This is a genomic window from Microcella putealis (assembly GCF_004216575.1).
In the GTDB taxonomy this organism is placed as follows: Bacteria; Actinomycetota; Actinomycetes; order Actinomycetales; family Microbacteriaceae; genus Microcella; species Microcella putealis.
Genome location: NZ_SGWW01000002.1, coordinates 302,787 through 322,929, shown reverse-complemented (window position 1 = coordinate 322,929; position 20,143 = coordinate 302,787). Strand labels below are relative to the sequence as shown.

Here is a 20,143-nt window from a genome sequence, read left to right as displayed (position 1 = left end):
AGAATGCCTACCCACGAGAACGAGAGTCTAGCCGACGGTTACGAATCGGTCACATCCGGGGTCAGCGAACAGCCAGCATCACGCGAATGACCGTGTCGAGAAGGAAGTCGACCTGAGCCTCGTCGTAGCCGCCCAATCGGGGCCGGAAGGCGATTGAGCGAACCGTGTGAACCGCGACGGCCTCACCCCGCTGGAAGTAGCCAGACAGTCGGTCGCACAGCGCATCGACGTCGTCGACTCGGTAGCCGCGGGTGAGGGGCCCGACGCGGCGAAACCGCGAGCCCTCGGGGCGGGCCAGGCGGTCGACGATCTCTTGCGCCGCGGCGCGCACCTCGGCATAGAACGCCGCCTCGCCCTGCGCGGCGATCGCCTGCTCTCGCTCGCGGGCGGCAAAGGCCTCCTCGAGACGCTCGAGCGCTGCGTCCACCTGTTCGGCCGCGTAGCCCCGGCGGCGCACGACGCGGAACGCCGCTCGCCGGATCTCGTCGCTGGTGAGCGAGGTGGCCGAGTCGTCGGCATAGGCCTCGCGTGCATCGGCGAGAAACTGATCGACCTGCTGCACGTCATACGCCGGCTCGCGACGAGCGGCGTAGGGAAACGTCGACGACACGTCGCTATTCTGCCGCGCCCGCCTCCGCTGCGCCGAATCGGCGCTCACGCAACTCCGAAGGCGAGAAAGACCAGGTAGGCCGCCACCGTCGACGGCAGGATCGAATCGAGTCGATCGAGGAAGCCGCCGTGGCCCGGCAACCATGTGGAGATGTCCTTGATGCCGAGGTCGCGTTTGACGAGCGACTCAGTCAAATCGCCGACCGTCGCGGTGACGACCATCGCCGCGGCGAGAATCAGCCCCACCCACCACGGCTGGCCGAGCATGAACAGCGCAAGCAACACCCCGGCGATGAGCGCGACGGCCACGGCCCCCGCGAACCCCTCCCACGTCTTCTTGGGGCTGATGCGCGGCGCCATTGGCGTCTTGCCGAAGGCCAGCCCACTGGCGTAGGCGCCAATGTCAATGCAGATGACGATGATCAGGTACGCCAGCGTCCACCACTCGCCGCCATCGGTCGCCGTCATCACGACCGCGAAGCCTCCGAGGAGTGACACATACGCCAGCACAAAGATGCCCGCAGCAAGGTCGGTCGGCAGAGACACGGCAGGGTCATTGCGCAGCGACGGCCTGAGCTGTTCGACAAGGCGCCAGACCGTCACGAGTGCCACACCGGCAAGGAACGCCGCCCAGAGTCCGACGGCACCGAAGTAATACGCGGGAGCAATCACCCCGAGCGAGGCAACCACCACCGGGATCCGCGGAACGTCGCGGCCCGCAAAGCGCAGCGCGCTCGCCAACTCGTACGAGGTGAAGACGACGAGCGCGGCGCCAAAGAGCATGAACAGCTCGGTGACGAAGATCAGACTGAACAGCAGCGAGAGGCCCAGCACGAGCCCAAAAAAGAGCGCCTTCGGAAGGTTGCGCCCGACCCGCTTCTCAATGCGCGCATCCATTTCACGAGCGCGCGCCTCGATATCGTGGATGCGCTCCTCGACGTCGTGAATGCGCCCCTCGACCTCCTCGCGGGCGGTCTGCGCCCGGCGACGGATGCGCTGCGTCGCGTTCGACGCCTGATCGTCGGTGCCGTCGGCCATTAGACCTCGAGCAGCTCGGCTTCCTTCTTCTTCAACGCCTCGTCGGCGGCGTCGGTGTGACGCTTCGTGAGCGCCTCGAGCTCTTTCTCGGCGCGCGCCACCTCGTCGTCGCCGACCTCGCTCTTGAGCTTGTCGAGGTCTTCCTTGGCCTTGCGGCGAACGTTGCGGATCGAGACCTTGCAGTCTTCGGCCTTGCCCTTGACGATCTTCACGTACTCTTTGCGACGGTCTTCCGTCAGCTCGGGCATCGTGACGCGGATGATCTCGCCGTCGTTGTTCGGCGTTGCGCCCAGGTTCGGGAAGTTAACAATCGCGCGCTCGATCTCTTTGAGGGCGCTCTTGTCGTACGGCGTGATGATGAGCACGCGCGCCTCGGGGTTCTGCAGGCTGGCCAGCTGCGCGAGCGGCGTCGGGGTGCCGTAGTACTCGACCATGATCTTCTGGAACAGCTGGGGGTTCGCGCGGCCCGTGCGCACGGTGGCGAAGTCTTCCTTTGCCACGTCGACAGCCTTGGTCATCTTCTCGGCGGCTTCCGCCAGTACATCCGCGATCACGCGCACCACTCCTCGGTTCAGGTCGGTGTCGAGTCTAGTGGGCGGGCCTCAGAGCGAGGCACTGCCGCACTAGCGGGTGACGCGGGTGCCAAGGGACTCGCCGCGGATCGCTTTGGCGATGTTGCCCTGCGGCTCCATGCCGAAGACGACCATGGGCATCCCGTTGTCCATGCACAGGCTGAAGGCGGTCGAGTCGACGACCTTGAGGCCGCGCACGAGGGCGTCTTGGTAGGTGATCGCGTCGAGCTTGTGCGCGTCGGGGTTCGTGCGCGGGTCGGCGCTGTACACGCCGTCGACACCGTTCTTCGCGACCAATACCTCGTCGGCCTTGATCTCGAGGGCACGCTGGGCCGCAACCGTGTCGGTCGAGAAGTACGGCAGCCCCGCGCCGGCGCCGAACACGACGACGCGGCCTTTTTCGAGGTGACGCACCGCGCGCAGGGGGATGTAGGGCTCGGCGACCTGCGTCATCTGAATCGCCGACTGAACACGCACGTTCGCGCCGGCCTGCTCGAGGAAGTCTTGCAGCGCGAGGGCGTTCATGACCGTGCCGAGCATGCCCATATAGTCGGCCCGGCCCCGCTCCATGCCACGCTGGCTGAGCTCGGCACCGCGGAAGAAGTTGCCGCCGCCGACGACGATCGCGACCTCGACTCCGCTCGCCGCCGCCTCCGCGATCTCGCGGGCGATGGCCCCCACCACGTCGGGGTTCACGCCCAGCTGGCCTCCCCCGAACGCCTCTCCGGACAGCTTCAACAGGACACGGCGGCGGGTTTCAGACACGGGGCTCCTTGACGGCAAACAGCAAGCGGACGGGCGGGTTCAGGCTAGCGGGGTACGCGGGGCAGAAAGAAGGGGTCCGACCCGCGATGCGGATCGGACCCCTGTCAGCACGAGTTAGGCGCCGACCTTGAAACGGGCGAAGCCCGTCACGGTCAGACCGGCATCCTTCAGCACCTGCGCCACCGAGAGCTTGTTGTCGCGGGCGTAGTCCTGCTCGAGCAGGGCAACCTGCTTGAAAAAGGCACCCACGCGACCCTCGACGATCTTCGGCAGAGCAGCTTCGGGCTTGCCCTCGTTGCGCGAGATCTCTTCGACGATGCGTCGCTCGTTGTCGACCGTCTCGGCCGGAACGTCCTCCCGCGTGAGGAACTGCGGGTCGGCGAACGAGATGTGCTGCGCAATGCTGCGCGCCGTCTCGGCGTCGTCACCCGAGTACGCAACCACCACGCCGACCTGCGGAGGCAGGTCTTTGTTGGTGCGGTGCAGGTAGACGGCGAACTTCTCGCCGGTCAGACGCGCGACGCGGCGCAGCTCCATCTTCTCGCCGATGATCGCGGCTTCGCCGTCGATCAGTTCGGCGACCGTGCCGCCGTCGGCGGGAGCGGAAGCGCCCTCCTCGGCGGTCGAGGCGCCGGCGGCGGCAACCGCCGTGAGCACCTTCTCGCCGAGAGCGCCGAACTTCTCACCCTTGGCCACGAAGTCGGTCTCGCAGGCGAGCTCAATCATCGTGACGGCGCCGTCGCCCTCGTGGGCGGCGATGAGGCCCTCGCTCGTCGAGCGGTCGGCGCGCTTCGCGTTGCCCTTCGCACCCTTCAGGCGCAGAATCTCGGTGGCCTTGGCGATGTCGCCGTCGGCTTCCACAAGGGCGTTCTTGGTGTCGACCATGCCGGTGCCCAGCTGCTCGCGCAGGGCCTTGATGTCGGCCAGGCTCACGTTAGCCATGGAAATGTGTCTCCCTCAATAGGTTCGTTACTCGGATGCGGGGGCCGCGGCCTCGGCGTCAGCCTCGGTCTTCGTCGCGGCAGCCTTCTTCGCGGGGGCCTTCTTGGCAGGAGCCTTCTTCGCCGGCTTCTCGGCGGCGGGCGCCTCCTCAGCGGCAGGGGCCTCGTCAGCAGCGGGGGCTTCCTCGGCAGCGGGCGCTTCCTCGGCAGCAGAAGCTTCCGCAGCGGGGGCGTCCTCGGCGGCGGGCGTCTCGGCAGCAGCCTCGGCCTGGCCGGCCTCGAGCAGCTCGCGCTCCCACTCGGCCATGGGCTCGACGGCCGAGACGTTGCCCTCGGCGGCGGGCGCCTGGTGGCGCTCGATCAGGCCCTCGGCGGCGGCGTCGGCGATGATGCGCGTCAGCAGCGCGACGGATCGGATCGCGTCGTCGTTGCCCGGAATCGGGTACGCGAGCTCGTCGGGGTCGGCGTTCGTGTCGAGGATGCCGATCACGGGGATGCCGAGCTTCTTGGCCTCGTCGATCGCGAGGTGCTCGCGCTTCGGGTCGACGACCCAGATGGCGCTCGGGGTCTTCGTGAGGTTACGGATACCGCCGAGCGACTTGTGCAGCTTGTCGAGCTCGCGCTTCTTGATCAAGAGCTCCTTCTTGGTGAAGCCCTTGGTCGTGTCATCGAAGTCGATCTCTTCCAGCTCTTTCATGCGCTGCAGGCGCTTGGAGACGGTCTGGAAGTTCGTCAGGAGGCCACCGAGCCAACGCTGGTTGACGTAGGGCTGGCCGACGCGGGTCGCCTGCTCGGCGATCGATTCCTGCGCCTGCTTCTTCGTGCCGACGAACAGGATGGTGCCGCCGTGGGCGACGGTCTGCTTCGCGAAGTCGTAGGCCTTGTCGATGTAGGCCAGCGACTGCTGCAGGTCGATGATGTGGATGCCCGAGCGCTCGGTCAGGATGAAGCGCTTGACTTTCGGGTTCCAGCGGCGGGTCTGGTGCCCGAAGTGCACGCCGCTGTCGAGCAGCTGGCGAATGGTAACGACGGCCATGGCCGTACTCCTTCTGTGTTCTCAGTTGTCGCCCGTGGCCGGTCGGCCGGGGCCCTGGTGCCCGGGCGCTGCCCCGACCCGCACGGTTGTTGCCCGGTTTCCCGAGCGGTGTGGGACTGAATGGGGTGTGCGCCGAATTCGGACACGCGAAGTCAGCCGCACAGGGCGACTGCTGTGCACACTCTATCACCGTGAGCGCCCCTCCCCCACGGGAGGCAGCGGGGCGCGCCCGTCCCCGAATCGTGCCGCGCGCATCCCCCGCCGCGTGTGATGCGGCCACGATGCGGTCTATGGGGGTCTTCGCTTCGCGCGCTCGGCGCGCGCTCGTCACGGTCGCGGCGGTCGGGATGCTCGCGCTCGTTTCCGGCGCCGCTCCCGTCGTCGACGGGGGCGTCTCTCAGGCGCATCCGGGCTGGGCATGGCCGGTCGACGGCCCGCGCACGATGGTGCGGCCATTCGCCGCGCCGCCCACTCCCTACGCCGCGGGTCACCGGGGCGTGGATCTCGCGGCCCCCGCGCGCGGCGCGCCGGTCGTCGCGCCCGTCAGCGGGGTTGTGCACTTCGCCGGCATGGTGGTGGACCGTCCGCTCGTCACGATCCGAGCGGGAGAGCTGCTCGTCACGCTCGAACCGGTCGGCCCGGGCGTTGTCGAGGGCGAGAGCGTGCGCGCGGGCGACACGATCGGCCTGCTCGAGCCCGGGCACTGCGGCACCCGGGAGTGCCTGCATGTCGGCGTGCGCCTCCGGGGCGAGTATGTGTCACCGCTGCTCTACCTGGGCGGGCTGCGTCGCGCTGTGCTCTTGCCCCTCGAGGCCCCCTAGGTGCGGTCAGTACGCCGACAGCGACGCGCTCACGCTCGCGGATGCGCCGTCCGGTAGGCGCTTGCCAGTCGCTCCGCGCTCACGTGGGTGTAGATCTGAGTGGTGCCGAGGCTCGCGTGGCCGAGGAACTCTTGCACGGCACGGAGGTCGGCACCGCCGTCGAGCAGGTGGGTCGCCGCGGTGTGGCGAAAGGCGTGGGGGCCAGACGGTCCTGCCCCGGGCAGCTCGGCCAACAGAGAGGCAACCAGTGCGTACACCGAGCGGCTCCCCAGTCGCTGCCCCCGCGCGCCCACGAACACCGCGTCGTGGGGGGCGCCGGTTGGTCGCTGACCGTCGCGAGCATCCACGGTCGACACCAGAGCGGGGCGACCCTCGTCGAGATACGCGCGCAGGGCGCGCCCGGCCGGCACGCCAAACGGCACGACGCGCTCCTTGGCGCCCTTTCCGGTGACGCGCAGCGTGCGACGCTCGTGATCGATGTCGCCACGGTCGAGGCCGACCAGCTCGCTCACGCGCAACGCACTCGCGTACAGCAGCTCGATGACGGCGACGTCACGCAATGCGGCGGGATCTCCGCCGCTCGCGTGATCGGCGAGCTGAGCAAGCAACTCGTCAACCTGCGCCCGCGTCAACACGCGGGGCAGTGAGCGATCGGGGCGTGGCGCCCGCAGGCGGGCCCCCGCATCGGCTGCCGCGCGCCCCGTGCGAGCCAGCCAGGCCGTGAAACCCCGAACGGTGGATGCGCGCCGTGCAAGAGTTGAACTCGCAAGCCCCGCGTCGCGTTGCGCCCACGCCCAGTCGCGCAGCACTTCGAGATCAAGCAGTGCCGGGTCGGGTTCCGCGCCCCGCGCGACGAGGTGATCGACGAGGGATGCGAGATCGGCGCGGTACGCGCGCACGGTGTGTGGTGACGCCCCCCGTTCGAGCGTGACCGCGCGCAGGTAGTCCGCTACTGCGGACTCGAGCGGTGTCGACACGGCGGGCACCCCGTCAGGATGCCCGCCGTGCGGCCTAACGCTCGCTCGGCGCGCCCGCCCCGGCGAGCTTCGGCTCGGCGGCACCCGCGTCGACGGGCTCGGCGAGCGCCCCCATGTCTTGTGCGTTCAGACCCAGCCGATCGGCCTCGGCCACCGTCATGCGCGGCCGGCGCGGCCAGAAGAAGCGGTCGCCGGCGAGGAACGCGAAGGCGGGCACGATGACCGTGCGCACGAGCAACGTGTCGATCAGCACACCGATACACACGATGATGCCGATCTGGGTCAGGGTGATCAGGGGCAGCACGCCCAGCACGGCAAAGACCGCGGCAAGCAGGATGCCCGCACTCGTGATGACCGCGCCTGTCGCGGCGAGCGCCCGAATCATGCCCTCGCGCATTCCCAGCGTCTCGGCCTCCTCTTGCGCCCTCGTGACGAGGAAGATCGAGTAGTCAACGCCGAGCGCGACCAAGAACAGGAAGCTGAACAGCAGCACCGTCGTGTCGATCGCCGGGAAGCCGAAGACCGTTTGGAACAGCACCCACGCGATGCCCACGGCGGAGAAGAAGCTCGCGACGACGGCCCCGAGGAGCAACAGGGGTGCGACGATCGAGCGCAGCAGCGCGATCAGCACGATGAGCACGAGAACCAGAATCAGCGGGATGACGAGCGCTTGATCGCGTGCCTGAGCGTCCGCGACATCGAGGGCGCGAGCATCCAGGCCGCCAACCAGCGCGTCACCGGCGCCGACATCGTCGAGATCGGCACGCAGTTGCGCGATGGTGTCGAACGCCGCCTCGCTTTCGGGGTCCGCGTCGATCGTGACGTCGATTTGTGTCCAGTCGTCGCTCGCGTCGCCGAGCTCGGCGGCGTCGACCCCGTCGAATCCGCGGATGGCAGCGAGCGTCTCATCTGCATCGGCCGTGGGCACGAGGACGGCCGCGGGCGACGTGCTTCCCGCCGAGAACGCGTCGGCGAGCACCTCTTGGCCGATGACCGCCTGCGGTTTGTCGATGAAGCGCTCGTTCTGCGACAGACCGACCGTCAGACCGTTGAGTCCTGCGGCAAACGCTCCGAGCGCGAGGAATCCGACGATGGCGACAGCGAGAGGGCGACGGCTCACGGCCCGACCCAGCTTGCCCCACGGGCTTTTGGCCACCATGTCGGGCGAGCCAAAGCGGGGAACGAACGGCCAGAAGAGGCCGCGACCGAACAGCACGAGTGCCGGGGGCAGCACGACGAGGCCAAAGAACATCGCGACGACGATGCCGATCGCGCCGGCGAGACCCAGTGCCCGGTTTCCGGCGAGCTCGCCGAAGAGCAACGTCGCCAGCGCGAGCGCAACCGTTCCACCGGAGGCGAGGATGGCGGGAGCCGTGCCGCGCACCGCGCGACGCATGGCCGCTCGGCGATCCTCGAAAACCCGCAACTCGTCTCGGTACCGGGCGATCAGCAGGAGGGCGTAGTTCGTCCCCGCACCGAACACCAGCACCGACAAGATTCCCGTCACGCTCGCGTCGAGCTGCACTCCTACGGCACCGGCGACCTGTCGCGCGATGATGCCGGCCAGCACGTCTCCGAGGCCGACCACGGCGAGCGGCACGAGCCACAGCCACGGGCTGCGGTAGGTGATGAGCAGCAGCACAGCGACGACGATCACGGTCGTGCCGAGCAGCGTGAAGTTGGCGCCACTGAACACCGATGCGATATCGACCTCGAAACCTTCCGCGCCGGTCAAGTAGACGTCGAGCTCGTCGAGGTCACTCGAGGCAGCGTCACGGAGCGCGTCTGCACGCTCGGCCTGGTCTCCCACACTGGTGATCGGGTCGAGCGGCACGACGACGAATGCGACCGATCCGTCGTCACTCACGACGGGCGGCGGGAGGAAGTCGGCCTCGGCGATATCGGCCAACTCGACCGAGTTGTCAGCGATCGCCGCGAGCTGAGCGTCGCTGAGCGCCGCGTCGCCCGCGTCGAACACGATGAGTGCGCTCGTGCCGTCGGACGACGCGAAGTCGTCCTGCAGCTGCTCCACCTGCACCGACTCGGCGCTGTCGGGGAGCCCGACGGGCGGGGCCTCGTCGTTGCCGCTGTATCCCGCCGTGGCGAAGAGGGCGGTCGCCCCCAGCGCCGTGAGCACGAGAACGATCCATGAGGTGGATTTGGCAGTGAGGAAGCGCAGGAAGCCAGACACGGGGCGCCTTTCCGGGCGGGAGAACGGAGGATTTAGTTAGATTATCGAACTATCAGACAATCGAGAAGATAGCGGGTAGGCTGGGAACCATGCAAATGCGCTCATCGGATGCACAGGGAGGGCCTCCCGAGGCGCCCACCGCGCGTCCGGCGACGCGCTCGTTGCGCGAGGTCATCGACGTCACGGACGACTTCTCGCGCGCCATGGCGGGATCGCTCTCGGTCAATGCCACCGACCTCGACGCCATGCAGCACCTGATCATGGCGGGCCCCCTGTCGCCCAGCGCACTGGCGAAGCGCCTTGGCCTCTCGACGGCGGCCACCACGACCGCGATCGACCGCCTCGAGGCGCTCGGCCACGTTCATCGCACGGCGAACCCGACCGACCGACGGGGGGTGATCGTCGAGGCCTCCCCCGCCTCGCGCGCGCGGGCGATGGGCATGCTGATGCCGATGATCGGTGCGATCGACACCGTGTTAGACGAGTTCTCACCCGCGGAACAGCAGGCGATCAGCAGCTATCTGCAGCGAGTGGTGGAGGTCTACCGCTCACACGCCGAGCGCATTAGTTAGACGTCGCTCGCGGCCGCTTCGTTCAGGTTGAGCTTCGACGACTTGCTCGACAACTGCTCGAGCCGCACGTCAGCGGGCATGCCTTCGATCATCGGGCGGTATGTGGCCGCGAAACCCGTCACTTCGGGGGCCGCAGCGAGCGGCACCGTCGATGACACGACCCGGTCGGCGTAGACGCTGATGACGTCGAACGACTGCGCGCCGTCAACTCCCGAGAGCAAGCGCTCCGCCGGCGCGCCGAGGTCGAGTGTGTAACAGGTTGCCGACGCCACGTGGACGGGGATGCCCGCGAAGGTTCCGTGCGTCGAGTAGTGCAGGTGCCCACCCAGAATGGCCCGAATATCGCTGCCCGCGATGACGCGCTCGAGCGCCGGCTGGTCGTGCAGTTCGAGAACGGACATCACCTCGAGCGGTGTGGGGACCGGCGGATGATGAAGCGCGAGAATGCTGCCGAGCGGCGCTGGCTCGGCGAGCACGGAAGCGAGCCACTCGAGCTGGGCGGGCTCAAGCTCGCCGTGGTGGTACCCCGGCACGGTGCTGTCGAGCGAGATGACGCGGAGCCCTCCGAGGTCGTAGACCCGGTCTTGTGGCGCGTCGGTGGGCTCGGCGTCACAGAGCAGCGAGGCGTAAGCGGCTCGCTCGTCGTGATTGCCCATGACCCAGATGAGGCGCGCGTTCATGCGGGCAACAACGGGCTCGACGGTCGCGCGCAGGCGGCGGTACGCGTCGGGCTCGCCGAGATCGGTGAGGTCGCCGGTGAAGACGAAGGCGTCGGGCGACAGCGCGCTCGCCTCGATGCGCTCCAGCGCTCGTTGCAGCCGCTCTTCGACCGGCACCTTGCCGTAGAGCGCCCGGCCGTCGCCCAGCAGGTGCGTATCAGAAAGGTGCACGATGGTGCGCACGGGCGGGGGGTACTGGCCAAGCTGCGTCATGCGCGCATGCTACTCGGCTCGGGTGACGCGTTTTCAGAACTGCGCGGGTGCGGGGCGCGGACTGTTCGATTTTCGCCACATTCCGTTCGCCTCTTCGACGGCGAGTTCTTCGAACTGCAGGAGGCCAAGCTCAGCACGTACCTCATCGACCGACATGCCCGTTGCGCGGGCGAGTTCGTCGACACCTTGCGCGCGCCGCGGGCGAAGTGCGTCTCTCACGCGCGTACTGCCCGCCGAGGGCCTGGCCGAGAGTGTCACGGCGCCGTCACCGCTCGGTGAGTCGAACGCGAGCTCCATGATCTCGGTGGTGGACGTAATGCAGCGGGCGTCGGAGGTGCGCAGAGTGCGATGGCAGCCCGCGCTGGCCGCCGAGGTGATCGGCCCGGGAACAACTCCCACCGGAACACCGACCGAGAGCGCGTGGTGAACCGTATTGAGAGCCCCCGAACGGTGCCCCGCTTCGACGACGACCACCGCGTCACTCATGGCGGCGATGAGCCTGTTGCGCTGCAGAAAACGCCATCGCGTCGGAGCGGTACCGCACGGCGTTTCGCTCAGTACCGCGCCCTGATCGATCACGCGCGTCAGCAGTGCGTCGTGGCCGCTCGGATACAGGCGGTCGGCGCCTCCCGCGAGCACGGCGATGGTGTCTCCCTGCGCGGCGAGGCTCGCGCGATGAGCGGCGCCATCGATGCCGTATGCCCCGCCCGAGACCACGACCATGTCGCGGGATGCGAGGCCCGCAGCGAATTCCATAGCGACATGCTCGCCGTACCCGGTGGCCGCCCGAGCTCCGACCAGCGCCACGCTGGGTCGCGGCGCGAGCTCGGTGCGTCCGCGAACCCACAGCAGGTGGGGCCGGTGCGGCCCCAGGCGGTCGAGCCCATCGGGCCAACCGTCGTCGTCGGGCGCCAAGAGCTGAGCGCCGACGGTGCCCGCGATCTCGAGTGCTCGCACTACGTCCTCTGATTTCAGGCGCGGGGTCCACCGGCGAACAGCGTTCGTCGCCGCCTCAGCGCTGAGCTCACCGGCCGATAACGCGACGAGCGTCGCCGGGGTGCATCCGTCAATGAGCGCCTGCGCGGCGGCAACGAGCGAGCCGGTATCGGCGAGGTAGCCGACGGCGGCATCACCGGGTTCTGCAATCACGTGCCAGAAGGCCCGAGCGATGAGATCGTCGCGTTCATCAGTGCTCTGCACAGGGCGCCCCACCCTGTCGAGCGTCGCGTCGAGGCGGGAGGCGGGGATGCGCCAGAGGGTGGACGACATCACTGCACTCCCTTCCGCAGATAGAGCGCCGCACCGACGTGCTCGAGGCTCGGGGTTGCCGCTCCTGCCAGATCGGCGACTGTCCACGCGAGCCGGAGCACCCGGTCGTACCCGCGCATGGTCAGGGCACCGCGCTCGAGGGCGCGATCCAGGGGCGCCCTCGCTGTGGCGGGCAATCGCCACGGCGCTGCGCGCAGCACGGCGCCCGGGACCTGCGCATTGAGGCGGTGGCCGTGCGCCGCCCAGCGCTCGGCGGCCACGTCGCGAGCCGCCACCACGGCGGCGCGAGCGTCGGCCGTCGTGCGTTCACCGCGGCTCGACCCGATGAGGTGGGCCGTCGACACCCGGCGCACACCGAGGTGAACGTCGATGCGGTCGAGCAGTGGTCCGGAGAGCCGGCCCAGGTAGCGCCGACGCATGATCGGCGTGCAGGTGCAGTCGCCATCGATCGTGCCGGCGTTGCCGCACGGACACGGGTTCGCTGCCAACACGAGCTGGCACTGGGCGGGAAACCGCGCCACGGTTCGCGCGCGGTGAATCGTGATCCAGCCGGTCTCGAGCGGCTGACGGAGGGCGTCGAGAACGGTCGCCGAGAACTCGGGCGCTTCGTCGAGGAAGAGCACCCCGTGGGCGGCCCGGGAGATCGCGCCCGGGCGTACCAAGCCGCTGCCCCCGCCCACCAATGAGGCCATCGTGGCGCTGTGGTGCGGCGCCTCGAACGGTGGCCTCGTGATGAGCGCATCGACGGGCTCCCCGCACAGTGACCGAACAGACGACACCTCGATTGCGGCTTCGGCGTCGAGGTCGGGAAGGATCGCGGGAAGGCGGGAGGCGAGCATCGTTTTCCCCGCACCAGGGGGGCCCAGCATCATCACGTGGTGCCCGCCCGCTGCGGCCGTGACGAGGGCGTCAATGGCGTCGGGGTGGCCGACGACGTCGGCGAGGTCTGCCGACGACGTCGCATCACCCGCGGCTGCTCCGCCGCCCGAGCCGGGGCGCATCACCGGCTCACACGGCTCGGCGTCGAGCTCGGCACCGTGCCGAATCAACACCTCGCGCAGCGACGGAAGCCCCACGACGTCGATACCACTCACCAGCGAGGCTTCATCGACGTTGCCGGTTGGCACGATGACGCGGCGCGCCCCGCTGCGCTTGGCCGCGAGCACCGCGGGCAAGACGCCGTGCACGGGCCGCAGCCGCCCATCGAGACCGAGTTCACCCAGGTGCACGGTGTCGCCTACCGAGTGCGCGGGGACGGTTCCTCCGCTCGCGAGCGCGGCAACGGCGATGCCGAGATCGAAGCCCGAGCCGTGTTTCGGCACGGCGGCGGGCGACAGGTTCACCGTGACGCGACGAGCGGGTAGCTCGACGCCCGAATTGAGCGCGGCGGATCGCACACGGTCTTTCGCCTCGCCAAGCGCCGCATCCGGAAGCCCGATGATCGAAAAGCCGGGTAGCCCCGACGAGAGATCGGCCTCAATGTGCACGAGCGCACCGTCGACACCGTTCAGCGCGATGGCGCGCGTGCTGACGACCGGCATTAGGCCACCTGCTCGACGTGCTCGACCAGTGTCTGACCCGGCGCCGTAATGACCGCGATGGCATCGAGACGAATGCGGCCGACGGGGCCGTTCTCGCGACACCAGGCGGCGGCGAGACGGCGCAGCCTGGCCAACTTTGCCGCCGTGATCGCCTCGAGGGGATGGCCGTATCCGCGCCCCGATCGGGTCTTCACCTCAACGAACACGGTCGTGCCGTCACGCTCGACGATGACGTCGAGCTCGCCGATCGAACACCGCCAGTTGCGGTCGATGATGCGATAGCCGGCCGACGCGAGATGGTCGACGGCGATCTGTTCGCCGGTTCTGCCGACGATGTCTTTGCGTGCCATGGAAGCCTCCTGGCGCGCCAGCATGGTGCGGCGTCGAGGCCTCGGCACCCGCATCCTGCGTGACCGCGGTCAGGCGAACGCTCAGACCGACTGGGGAGGAGCCGCCCTACTCGTCGAGAGCGAGTTCTTTCGGCAACTTGAGGTCTTTCTTGCCGAGCTCTTCGACGTTGACGTCTTTAAATGTCAGCACCTTGACGCTCTTCACGAAACGGTCGGATCGATACACGTCCCACACCCACACGTCGGTCAGCGTCAGTTCGAAGTAGAAGTCGCCGCCCACCTCGCGCACGATCTGCTCGACCTCGTTTGCGAGGTAAAAGCGGCGCTCGGTCTCGACCACATACTGGAACTGCGACGCCACGTCGCGATACTCGCGGTACAGGGCGAGCTCGACCTCGCGGTCGTAGTCCTCGAAATCCTCGTCGTCCATTGCGGTCAGTCTAGACCTCCGCGCCCGACGCGCCCCGCGCATCCCCCGCCGCCTCCGGTGCACGCAGCCACGTGCGCCGGTGACGTTCGGTTGCCCCGTGCTCGGCGATGGCGGCGAGGTGCGCGGGCGAGCCGTAGCCCTTGTTGCCGTCCCAGCCGTAGACAGGGAACCGCGCGTGTTCATCCCGCATGAGGGCATCCCGGTGCTCTTTCGCGATGACCGAGGCGGCGGCGACCGACGCGCAGTCGCGGTCGGCCTTCGCCCGCGTGCGAATGCGCGGGGCCGTGACGAGCGCGGGCGTCAACCAGTCGTGCACGCCGTCCACAAGGACCTCGGCCCGGCCGACGTCGACCCCGGCGCCGTGGAGCGCGATCAGGGCGCGGCGCCCGGCCAGACCGAGTGCGGCGATGATGCCGAGCTCATCGACCTCACTCGGTTCCGCCTCCCCCACCGCGATAGCCTGCGCCCAGCCGTGCGCGAGGGGAACAAGTGCCGCGCGGCGTGCGGGCGCGAGCAGCTTCGAATCGCGCAGCCCCACCGGATGCTCGGCGCACGTCGGCAGGATCGCGCACGCTCCGACGGCCACGACTCCTGCCAGCGCCCCGCGCCCCACCTCGTCGACGCCGATGACGACCGGAGCTCCTGCCGCGAAGAGGGCGCGTTCGACCTCCAGCGTCGCGTCGACGGGCATGGCGCTACTCGGCCGGGTCGACGCCGTCGAAGGTGAGCGGGTAGTTGTCGAGCCAGGCCCAGCGCTCGAGGGGCCAGCTGACGACGATGGCGCGACCGACGACGTCGTCGAGCGGCACGAAGCCCTCGGTCGATCCGGTGCGGTTGTACCGCGAATCGCTCGACTCGTAACGGTTGTCACCCATGACCCAGAGGGAGCCCTCAGGGACCGTGACCTGGAAGTCGATGCCGCTGACGTCGGGCGCCCCGTCGCGCACCTTCACGTATGGCTCGTCGATCGGCACCCCGTTGATCACCAGTTGGCCGAGATCGTTGCAGCACACCACGCGATCGCCGCCGATACCGATGACGCGCTTCACCAGGTGCTCGTCACTGTCGGACGCGCTCAAGCCGACGAGCGACAGTAGCCAGTCGCCTGCCGCCTCGATGGGGGTGCGCGGCTGCTCGGGAGGCGTCGTCAGCCACCGGCCCGGATCACGAAAGACCACGACATCGCCGCGCTCGACCGCGACGAGATCGGGGGCGAGCTGATTGACGATGATGCGGTCATCGACCTCCAGCGTCGGCTCCATGGAGACGGACGGGATGAAGAAGGAGCGGATGAGAAACGTCTTGATCAGGAACGAGATGACAAGAGCGGCGGCCACAATCACGACGACATCGCGGAGGAAGCCGAGAACGTGGTTTCGGGGGGACGGACGCTCTGCGTCGGTGCCGTGCGCGCTCGGCGTCTCGTCGGCGGCCGAGGTGGGCGGCGCGGTCTCGTCGGTCATGTCTCCCCAGGTGTCGTGCCGGTCAAGTCTAGGCCCCGGCCGGGTGGCCACTCGCCGGGAGCACCGAGTCATCCGGCGACGACGAAGGCCCCGTTCGACGGATCGAACGGGGCCTTCGTGACGGAGATCGTCAGCGCGATTAGCTGTCGCGCTTCTCCTTGATCTTGGCCTTCTTGCCGCGCAGACCGCGGAGGTAGTACAGCTTCGCGCGGCGCACGTCACCGCGGGTGACGACCTCGATGTGGTCGATCACCGGGGAGTGCACCGGGAAGGTGCGCTCGACGCCCACCTGGAAGCTGACCTTGCGAACCGTGAAGGTCTCGCGGATTCCCTCGTTCGAGCGGCCGATGACGACGCCCTGGAAAACCTGGATTCGGGAGCGGTTGCCCTCGACGATGTTCACGTGCACCTTGACGGTGTCGCCGGGACGGAAGTCGGGGATGTCGGACCGCAGCGAGGCTGCGTCGACGTGGTCGAGGATGTGCATGTCAGTTCGCTCTCTGCGCCGCCACAGGTCGGTCGCGGGTTTCGGATTCGAGGGGTGTGCCGTTTCCGGTAGATGCTGGTCCCCCTGAGGCAGGACTCAGCCGGAGCACAAGGGGAAATGATGCCATACTGAGCCGATTCCAGCCAATCGGCGAGGGTGACCTGCCAGGCTGTATCGCGCATCCGTTTCACGAATCACACCTCCGGGGGGAGGGCCGCAATTGGTCCACGACACCATCGACGAGCCCGCGCTCGCGACCGACCGGGTCGTCATGCGCACCGAACCTGTCCAGCAGCGCAGCGCCGAGCGCATCGAACTCCTGCTCGACGCGGCCGCCACGCTCATTGACGAAGGCGGCATCGACGGCGTGACGACCAGCGCGGTCGCGAAGCGATCGGAGTCGTCCGTCGGCGTCGTGTACCGCTACTTCCCGAACATTCAGTCGCTTCTGCGCGCCCTCGCCGTTCGCAATATGGAGCGCTACCTCGATCGGGTCGCCGATGGTGTCGCGGCGTCAGGCCCTGAGCCCTGGTCGTCGTTCGACTCGACCCTCGACGCCTTCGTGGACATGACCCGACATGAGCCGGGCTTCCGCGCACTGCGCTTTGGCGACGTCATCGACCAGCGATTCATGAACCCCGAACTCAGCAACAACGCGATTCTCGCCCGCAAGTTCGCGGAGCAGACCGGCGCGACCTACAGCTTCGAACCGGATGCGGAACTCGTCTTCCACATGGAGGTCGCCGTCGAGATCGCCTCGGGCCTGCTGACCCGCGCGTTCCAACTCGACCCGCAGGGCGACGCCCGGTTCATCGAGACCACCCGTCAACTGTGCGGCGACTACCTCCGCGCCCATATCCCCCTCACCGCCCCCGCATGATCGAACTGCGCACCCCCGCCGAGATCGAGGCGATGCGGCCCGCTGGTCGTTTCGTGGCGAGCGTTCTCACTGCCACCTCGCGCGCCGCCGACGTCGGCGTGAATCTGCTCGACCTCGACGCTCTCGCCCACGACATGATTCGCGCCGAGGGTGCCGAAAGCTGCTACATCGACTACCACCCCTCCTTCGGCGGTTCGCCGTTCGGCAAGGTCATCTGCACGTCCGTGAACGACGCCGCGCTCCACGGCCTGCCGCACGACTACGTGCTGCGTGACGGCGACCTGCTGTCGCTCGACTTCGCCGCGTCGGTCGACGGCTGGGTGTGCGACTCGGCGATCAGCATCGTCGTCGGAGACCCCCGTGAGGAAGACCTCGCCCTCATCGCGACCGTCGAACGGGCGCTCGCGGCGGGCATCGAGCAGGCGCATCCGGGGCGGCGCATGGGCGACATCTCAGGCGCCATCGGTGACGTCGCCGACGACGCGGGCTACCCCGTCAACCTCGACTTCGGTGGCCACGGGGTGGGGCGCACCATGCACGGTGAGCCGCACGTGCCGAACGACGGGCGCCGCGGGCGCGGGCTCAAGCTCAAGGCGGGCCTCGTGATCGCCATTGAGCCCTGGTTCATTCCGGATACCGATGAGATCGTGACGGACGCGGACGGCTGGACACTGCGCAGCCGCACCGGAACCCGCGCCGCACACGCTGAGCACACGGTCGCGATCACGGCCGACGGGCCGATCGTGTTGACGGCACGCGACGAGGCCTAAGGCGGGTCGCCCAGCGCCGGTCTACGGCGTACTGACCTCGGGCGCCATACCGACGGGCTCGGCGGTCGCCGCTCGACGCAGGGCAAGCGTCGTTCGCGCCATGGTGACGCAGGCGGTGACCGAAGCCGCGATCAGCAGTGGCCAGAGCAGGTAACCCCCGATCAGGGCGGCCTGATCAAGCGACGTCAGCACGGTGACGATCACGATGAGCACCTGCACGATGAGCAGGATCTTCTCGCCGCTCGTCAGGCGGGCAGGGCGTCGCGCGCGCACGATGAGGTGATTGATGCCGAGCGACAGCGCCAATCCGGGCAGCACCAGCACGCCCGTCACCACGGCCTGCACGGAGGGAAGATACGAGAACTCGCCGAGCGCGCGCACGACGATCGCCGCGATACCGGCGACTCCGGCCACGACAGCGAGCAGCGGCTGAGCCCACAGCCACATGCGCTCGCCGGAGTTCACTGCTCGCCGATCAGATCGGGTCGGATGCGCGCGGTGCGCTCGAGCTGCTGCTCGCGTCGCCACGCGGCGATCGCCCCGTGATTGCCGCTCAGCAGGACGGGCGGAACATCGTGGCCCCGCCACGACGCGGGCTTCGTGTAACTCGGATACTCGAGCAGCCCGTCTTCGTGGCTCTCCTCATCGAGGGACACGGGATTGCCGACGACGCCGGGCACGAGACGACCCACCGCTTCGATCATCGCCATGGCCGCCACCTCCCCACCGTTCAGCACGTAGTCGCCGAGGCTGAGTTCGCGCACCTCGATGCGCTCAGAGTAGTGGTCGATGACCCGCTGGTCGATGCCTTCGTAGCGACCGCAGGCAAAGACGAGGTGCGGCACGGTGGCGAGCTCGCGAGCCGCCGCCTGCGTGAAGCGATGGCCGGCCGGGCTCGGCACAACGAGCACCGTTTCGTCGGTGACGAGCGAGTCGAGCGCCTCCCCCCACGGCTCGGGGCGCATGACCATGCCCGCTCCCCCGCCGTACGGGGTGTCGTCGACTGTGCGGTGCCGATCGTGCGTAAAGGAACGCAGGTCGTGCACACCGAACTCGATGACGCCGGCCGCGCGCGCCTTACCGAGCAGCGAGACATCGAGAACGCCGAAGAACTCCGGGAAGATCGTGACGACGTCGACCCGCATCGACTACTCCGCGTCGGGAGTGGGTGAGTCGACGGGGGCGGAGGCGTCGATGGCGTCCTCGTCGTCGAACAGGCCAGCGGGGGGCGTCACCGTGACGGTTCCGGCTGCAATGTCGACGGTCGGCACGATCGCGGAGACGAACGGAACGAGAACGTCGCGCTCTGCCGAGCGGACGACAAGGAGGTCTTGCGCCGGGAAGTGGTCGACGCGCACGACCTCGCCGACCTCGGCTCCGTCGCGGATGACCCGCAGGCCAACGAGCTGGAAGTCGTACCAGGCATCGTCTTCGGGCTCTTCGTCGGTCGGTTGTTCGATCCAGAGGATCGCCTTTGCCAGCGACTCGGCCGCCGAGCGATCGGCGACGTTCTCGAAGAAGCCAACGGGCTGGCCGTTGTACCAGCGCAACTCGGTGAGGGTCAGGCTCTGGCCGTGCCACGGGGAGGTCGCGGGGACCTGCAGCGAGAAGGTCGCACCGGGCACGAAACGTCGCTCGGGGTCGTCGGTGAACAACTCGAGCTTGAGGGCGCCCTTGAGACCGTGCGCCTTGGTCAGTCGCCCCACCCGGAGTCGGGTGGACGGCGAACCGGGGGGATCAGCTTTCGCGGTCGCCACGATCAGGCGTCGGTGTCGACGACGTCGACGCGCACGCGTCGACCATCGGCGAGCGACGAGATGACCTGGCGCAGGGCCTTGGCGGTGCGCCCGCCTCGGCCGATGACGCGGCCGAGGTCCTCGGGGTGCACGCGCACCTCGAGGACCTCGCCGCGGCCGGAGTTCTGCGACGCGACGACGACGTCGTCGGGGTGATCAACGATCCCCTTGACGAGATGCTCCAGCGTGTCTGCAAGCACGTCGATTAGGCCTTGTCAGCCTCGTCGGCGGCGGCGTCCGCGGCGGGCGCCTCGGTAGCCTCAGCGGCCTCCGGGGCGTCCTCAGCGGCGGGAGCCTCGACGGCCGGGGCCTCCTCAGCCTTCTTCTCGGCCTTGGGCTTCAGCACCGGCTTCTTCTTCTCGTCGACGACGAACTCGGGCTTCGGCTCGGCGGTCTTGACGGTGCTCTTGGCACCCTTCTCGCCCTTGAAGGTGCCCCAGTCGCCCGTGAGCTTGAGGATCGCGAGAACCTGCGGGCTCGGCTGCGCGCCGACGCTCAGCCAGTACTGCGCACGCTCGGACTGCACCTCGATGAACGAGGGCTCTTCGGTGGGGTGGTACTTGCCGATCTCTTCGATCACGCGGCCGTCGCGCTTGGTGCGCGAGTCGGCGACGACGATGCGGTAGTAGGGTGCACGGATCTTGCCCATGCGCTTGAGGCGAATCTTGACAGCCACGTTTCTCCGGAAAATGTTGATGATGGG

At 68.5% G+C, this 20,143-nt stretch carries 25 protein-coding genes; 4 read left to right on the top strand and 21 right to left on the bottom strand.

Annotated features, from left to right (window positions below; genetic code table 11):
- Positions 1-61 precede the first annotated feature (61 nt).
- The 6 genes from EV141_RS06435 to rpsB all read right to left on the bottom strand — a co-directional run bounded on the left by EV141_RS06435 (position 62) and on the right by rpsB (position 4,961).
- Positions 62-610 carry a DivIVA domain-containing protein gene (locus EV141_RS06435; protein ID WP_185740121.1) on the bottom strand — a complete coding sequence of 183 codons (549 nt, stop codon included), beginning with the start codon at positions 608-610 and terminating at the stop codon, positions 62-64.
- A 44-nt stretch (positions 611-654) separates the two neighbouring features.
- Positions 655-1,647 (bottom strand): phosphatidate cytidylyltransferase, encoded by a 993-nt coding sequence (locus EV141_RS06430; protein WP_130485137.1) that lies wholly within the window; start codon positions 1,645-1,647, stop codon positions 655-657.
- Positions 1,647-2,201, bottom strand: a complete 555-nt coding sequence (frr, locus tag EV141_RS06425) for a ribosome recycling factor (protein ID WP_130485136.1) — start codon at positions 2,199-2,201, stop codon at positions 1,647-1,649. Before frr ends, EV141_RS06430 begins: the two co-directional genes overlap by 1 nt.
- Before the next feature lie 69 nt (positions 2,202-2,270).
- Positions 2,271-2,984 (bottom strand): UMP kinase, encoded by a 714-nt coding sequence (pyrH, locus tag EV141_RS06420; RefSeq protein WP_130485135.1) that lies wholly within the window; start codon positions 2,982-2,984, stop codon positions 2,271-2,273.
- Positions 2,985-3,098: 114 nt separating this feature from the next.
- Entirely contained in the window at positions 3,099-3,926 is an 828-nt protein-coding gene (gene tsf, locus EV141_RS06415) for a translation elongation factor Ts (RefSeq protein WP_130485134.1), read from the bottom strand.
- A 27-nt stretch (positions 3,927-3,953) separates the two neighbouring features.
- Positions 3,954-4,961, bottom strand: a complete 1,008-nt coding sequence (gene rpsB / locus EV141_RS06410; protein ID WP_130485133.1) for a 30S ribosomal protein S2 — start codon at positions 4,959-4,961, stop codon at positions 3,954-3,956.
- A gap of 290 nt (positions 4,962-5,251) precedes the next feature.
- Between rpsB and EV141_RS06405 the strand changes: the two genes are divergently transcribed.
- Positions 5,252-5,782, top strand: a complete 531-nt coding sequence (locus EV141_RS06405; protein WP_130485132.1) for a murein hydrolase activator EnvC family protein — start codon at positions 5,252-5,254, stop codon at positions 5,780-5,782.
- A 29-nt stretch (positions 5,783-5,811) separates the two neighbouring features.
- Here EV141_RS06405 and EV141_RS06400 read toward each other — a convergent pair whose 3' ends face one another.
- Both EV141_RS06400 and EV141_RS06395 read right to left on the bottom strand, forming a co-directional pair.
- A complete protein-coding gene (locus tag EV141_RS06400; RefSeq protein WP_198675514.1) occupies positions 5,812-6,768 on the bottom strand; it encodes a tyrosine recombinase XerC in 957 nt (318 codons plus the stop codon).
- Between the two features lie 25 nt (positions 6,769-6,793).
- Complete coding sequence (locus EV141_RS06395) at positions 6,794-8,950, bottom strand: MMPL family transporter (protein ID WP_130485130.1); 2,157 nt, start codon at positions 8,948-8,950, stop codon at positions 6,794-6,796.
- A gap of 89 nt (positions 8,951-9,039) precedes the next feature.
- Between EV141_RS06395 and EV141_RS06390 the strand changes: the two genes are divergently transcribed.
- Positions 9,040-9,522 (top strand): MarR family winged helix-turn-helix transcriptional regulator, encoded by a 483-nt coding sequence (locus EV141_RS06390; RefSeq protein WP_241969129.1) that lies wholly within the window; start codon positions 9,040-9,042, stop codon positions 9,520-9,522.
- On the opposite strand, the gene EV141_RS06385 is transcribed toward EV141_RS06390, so the two are convergent.
- The 8 genes from EV141_RS06385 to rplS form a co-directional block, all read right to left on the bottom strand.
- Positions 9,519-10,454: a phosphodiesterase gene (locus tag EV141_RS06385; protein WP_130485129.1), complete on the bottom strand. Its 936-nt coding sequence runs from the start codon at positions 10,452-10,454 to the stop codon at positions 9,519-9,521. The genes EV141_RS06390 and EV141_RS06385 overlap by 4 nt on opposite strands.
- 33 nt (positions 10,455-10,487) lie before the next feature.
- Positions 10,488-11,723, bottom strand: coding sequence for a DNA-processing protein DprA (gene dprA, locus EV141_RS06380; RefSeq protein ID WP_130485128.1), 1,236 nt, complete (start codon positions 11,721-11,723; stop codon positions 10,488-10,490).
- Positions 11,723-13,264, bottom strand: coding sequence for a YifB family Mg chelatase-like AAA ATPase (locus EV141_RS06375; protein ID WP_130485127.1), 1,542 nt, complete (start codon positions 13,262-13,264; stop codon positions 11,723-11,725). Before EV141_RS06375 ends, dprA begins: the two co-directional genes overlap by 1 nt.
- Positions 13,264-13,614: a YraN family protein gene (locus EV141_RS06370; RefSeq protein WP_130485126.1), complete on the bottom strand. Its 351-nt coding sequence runs from the start codon at positions 13,612-13,614 to the stop codon at positions 13,264-13,266. The genes EV141_RS06375 and EV141_RS06370 overlap by 1 nt, the downstream gene beginning before the upstream one ends.
- Positions 13,615-13,720: 106 nt before the next feature.
- Positions 13,721-14,044 carry a DUF2469 domain-containing protein gene (locus EV141_RS06365; RefSeq protein WP_130485125.1) on the bottom strand — a complete coding sequence of 108 codons (324 nt, stop codon included), beginning with the start codon at positions 14,042-14,044 and terminating at the stop codon, positions 13,721-13,723.
- Positions 14,045-14,054: 10 nt separating this feature from the next.
- Positions 14,055-14,735, bottom strand: a complete 681-nt coding sequence (locus EV141_RS06360; RefSeq protein WP_130485124.1) for a ribonuclease HII — start codon at positions 14,733-14,735, stop codon at positions 14,055-14,057.
- A gap of 4 nt (positions 14,736-14,739) precedes the next feature.
- A complete protein-coding gene (lepB, locus tag EV141_RS06355) occupies positions 14,740-15,507 on the bottom strand; it encodes a signal peptidase I (RefSeq protein WP_130485123.1) in 768 nt (255 codons plus the stop codon).
- A gap of 139 nt (positions 15,508-15,646) precedes the next feature.
- Positions 15,647-15,994 (bottom strand): 50S ribosomal protein L19, encoded by a 348-nt coding sequence (gene rplS / locus EV141_RS06350; protein WP_130485122.1) that lies wholly within the window; start codon positions 15,992-15,994, stop codon positions 15,647-15,649.
- Between the two features lie 220 nt (positions 15,995-16,214).
- Here rplS and EV141_RS06345 point away from each other — a divergent pair, with 220 nt between their 5' ends.
- Positions 16,215-16,874 carry a TetR/AcrR family transcriptional regulator gene (locus EV141_RS06345; RefSeq protein WP_241969127.1) on the top strand — a complete coding sequence of 220 codons (660 nt, stop codon included), beginning with the start codon at positions 16,215-16,217 and terminating at the stop codon, positions 16,872-16,874.
- Positions 16,871-17,644 (top strand): type I methionyl aminopeptidase, encoded by a 774-nt coding sequence (gene map, locus EV141_RS06340; RefSeq protein ID WP_130485121.1) that lies wholly within the window; start codon positions 16,871-16,873, stop codon positions 17,642-17,644. Before EV141_RS06345 ends, map begins: the two co-directional genes overlap by 4 nt.
- A 21-nt stretch (positions 17,645-17,665) precedes the next feature.
- Here map and EV141_RS06335 read toward each other — a convergent pair whose 3' ends face one another.
- From EV141_RS06335 to rpsP, 5 genes are read right to left on the bottom strand one after another with little or no spacing between them, the layout of a single operon-like run.
- Entirely contained in the window at positions 17,666-18,109 is a 444-nt protein-coding gene (locus EV141_RS06335) for a hypothetical protein (protein WP_130485120.1), read from the bottom strand.
- Entirely contained in the window at positions 18,106-18,789 is a 684-nt protein-coding gene (trmD, locus tag EV141_RS06330) for a tRNA (guanosine(37)-N1)-methyltransferase TrmD (protein ID WP_130485119.1), read from the bottom strand. Before trmD ends, EV141_RS06335 begins: the two co-directional genes overlap by 4 nt.
- A gap of 3 nt (positions 18,790-18,792) precedes the next feature.
- Positions 18,793-19,350 (bottom strand): ribosome maturation factor RimM, encoded by a 558-nt coding sequence (gene rimM / locus EV141_RS06325; protein ID WP_130485118.1) that lies wholly within the window; start codon positions 19,348-19,350, stop codon positions 18,793-18,795.
- Positions 19,351-19,403: 53 nt separating this feature from the next.
- Positions 19,404-19,640, bottom strand: a complete 237-nt coding sequence (locus tag EV141_RS06320; RefSeq protein ID WP_096422373.1) for an RNA-binding protein — start codon at positions 19,638-19,640, stop codon at positions 19,404-19,406.
- Between the two features lie 5 nt (positions 19,641-19,645).
- Positions 19,646-20,116 carry a 30S ribosomal protein S16 gene (gene rpsP, locus EV141_RS06315; protein WP_130485117.1) on the bottom strand — a complete coding sequence of 157 codons (471 nt, stop codon included), beginning with the start codon at positions 20,114-20,116 and terminating at the stop codon, positions 19,646-19,648.
- Positions 20,117-20,143 lie beyond the last annotated feature (27 nt).